Annotated in this window: 2 protein-coding genes and 1 pseudogene; all 3 read right to left on the reverse strand. The window is 38.4% G+C overall.

Annotated features, from left to right (window positions below; translation table 11 throughout):
- Positions 1 to 237 precede the first annotated feature (237 nt).
- Positions 238 to 615 (reverse strand): annotated as a pseudogene (locus tag AAC155_RS23965) (glycosyltransferase family 2 protein); the annotation flags it as partial.
- Positions 597 to 1826, reverse strand: a complete 1230-nt coding sequence (locus AAC155_RS23970; RefSeq protein ID WP_113044400.1) for a DegT/DnrJ/EryC1/StrS family aminotransferase — start codon at positions 1824 to 1826, stop codon at positions 597 to 599. The pseudogene AAC155_RS23965 and the gene AAC155_RS23970, both read right to left, overlap by 19 nt.
- Positions 1827 to 1834: 8 nt before the next feature.
- Complete coding sequence (locus AAC155_RS23975; protein ID WP_223121508.1) at positions 1835 to 2404, reverse strand: carbamoyltransferase C-terminal domain-containing protein; 570 nt, start codon at positions 2402 to 2404, stop codon at positions 1835 to 1837.
- Positions 2405 to 2544 lie beyond the last annotated feature (140 nt).

Here is a 2544-nt window from a genome sequence, read left to right on the forward strand (position 1 = left end):
CTGGTCAAACAATGCGATTGCGGGGCACCGAGCCAAAGGAACAAGCTTAAAAAAGCGGGTTGGTGCGATGATTATCGGGCAAGAGTTTTCTTTGGATGAATAGCAGTCAAAGTATGCTCGTGCCCTGGGAGTATACCGACTATGCTGAACAGCGACGTCGAGCATATCACTCCTAAAGTTTTCGAGAGAAACCGAATTACCATTTTCATCGATTCCGGTAAAGGTTGTGCTAATAATTAAGTCTGATTGATTAATCTGTTCTGCGGCACATAACGTTTTCTCTATACGATATGGATGCGAAATATCATCATCGTCCTGAAAAAAAATGATATTGGCACCGTGTTTGTGAGCATATTTGACACCAATATTTCTTGCTGATGATACCTCCCCCCTCTTCTCGTTAACTATAAAATGAAATCTATTATCAATTATATCGTTCGGCAAGTAGTCTTTTATTCTGGTATTCAATTGCTCATAGAAACTTGAATTATCATCCACTATTACAACGCACCAATCTGGGGTTGACTGAGCATGTATTGAAAATAAGGTTTCAACCAGATAATCATTATCTCGCTTGCTCTTTGCATAATGAGGAATCACAAACCAACTTGACATTTATGCACAACCTCATTTATCTCTTTTGCAAAATCAACTATCCAATCCTTCGGCTGAAGTAACACTTGGTGAGGGAACGCCATTGTTCGATTGTAAAAATTCCCAGCACCTGGAAGCCTATAATTTATACTATTCAGTCTTTCGAAATGCCTATAATACTTGTTTCTATCAACTCGACTTGGTTGGTAGAGTGGATTGTTATTTAAAGGTTTATCAAGCCTTTCAAAAGGTACTCGATATTTCTCTGAGAAATAGTTCGATATTGCTTGTGCTTGTTCACCTTTAACTTCGCAGTTGAAGTCAACGACACAACGCCAATATACTCTCTGATCAATATTTGCGTCTGCGTCAAGGATATTGCATATTTTATTTTTTCTAAGGCAATCATCAAGAACCATGGCGTTTAAACGTCGCTTTTCATTCTCGACATCTAATCTTTTAAGACCGTTTAACAAAATAGCACACTGCATCTCAGTAATGTTGTAGTTCCTTCCTTGTACTTCTCCATTACCGGAAATAGCCATAAGATTTCTTGGATTTACGCTATCAGTTTTAGCTCTCCCATCCATCATCAAATTTTGTATTATAGAATAGTAAACATCCGAGCTAGTAGCAATAATCCCACCTTCTCCACTAGTAAGTAGTTTTGATTGCTGGGTAGAAAATACAGATATGTCAAAAAAAGAACCAGCCTTCTTTGATTTCCACGTTGCCCCATGGCTTTGTGAACAATCTTCAATAACTTTTAAACCATATTTATTTGCAATAGAACCAATTTTTTTCACATCTACCATGCCGCAATAAGCATGCACCAAAATAATGGCTTTGGTGTTCTGGGTAATATTCTCTCGTATTGCCTTCTCTGATATTTGTCCGGTTAAAGGATCAATATCAGTCAAAACAGGAATAGCCCCTAGATTATATACAACTTGGGCAACTGCAACCCAAGTCATACCTGGTACTATGACTTCATCTCCAGGCAAGATACCAATGGTTTCAAGCGCGATGGATAACGCCGCCGTTCCAGAAGTACATGGAATAGCGTGTTTAGTACCTATGTAGTCTGCCCATCTTCTTGAGAAAAGAGTACTAAAGTGTGGCAATGTCTCAGACTGGCCTGACAACGTCCAACGCGTAGATCTAAGTGCTCCTTCTACATCAGTTAGTAGGTCAACATCGCACACCGGCCAATTCATCTCAAAAGGTTTCATGCATCCTCCTATAACACCAAATTTAATAGCCTTTTGCTTAACAACCGTTTGTAGGCACTTATGATATCGCCTTCTCGAATACGTCCATCAAATAGAAGTTGACTAATTGTTTTAATGCCATCAGCGACATCAAAACAGGACAACTCTGTCTCTGTAACCCGTTCGCTATATGTTGCTGTATTGATGTAATATGAACAGGATTCATTTGTAGTTTTTTTGATGGTAGTTACAAACTCTTTTTTTATTGGTCGCAATAACTCGTATAGCTTATCACCACAAATTCTTTTCTTAATAATGAAATCGCCGACAACCAAATAGTCCAAGTCTGTAAGTAAAAAGCATTGTATAGCATCATACGCGTCACATACAATTGGCTCCGCATTTACGTTAAATGAGGTATTTAATAAAATAGGAACCCCTGTAATTTCTTTAAAATTCTTTATTAGCTGGTAGATGTCCTTATTATATTCTCCAACAGCTTGAACTCTCGCTGTATTATCTATATGTGTTATAGCTGCAAGTTTTTGTTGGTTTTCCTTAACAATTGGAAGATTAAATACCATATACTCCAAGTTCACTTTACAATCTGGAACTAGGCTGTGTCCCGCAATAGATTGAGATAGAATAATCCCCTGGCTCTGACTTTCGGAAAAAACCTGTTATGGCTCGTTACGACCTTCCTGATGAAGCATGGGAGTTACTGCTCCCCTTATTGCCC

Origin of the sequence: Photorhabdus sp. HUG-39 (genome assembly GCF_963878365.1) — a bacterium.
GTDB lineage: Bacteria > Pseudomonadota > Gammaproteobacteria > Enterobacterales > Enterobacteriaceae > Photorhabdus > Photorhabdus kayaii.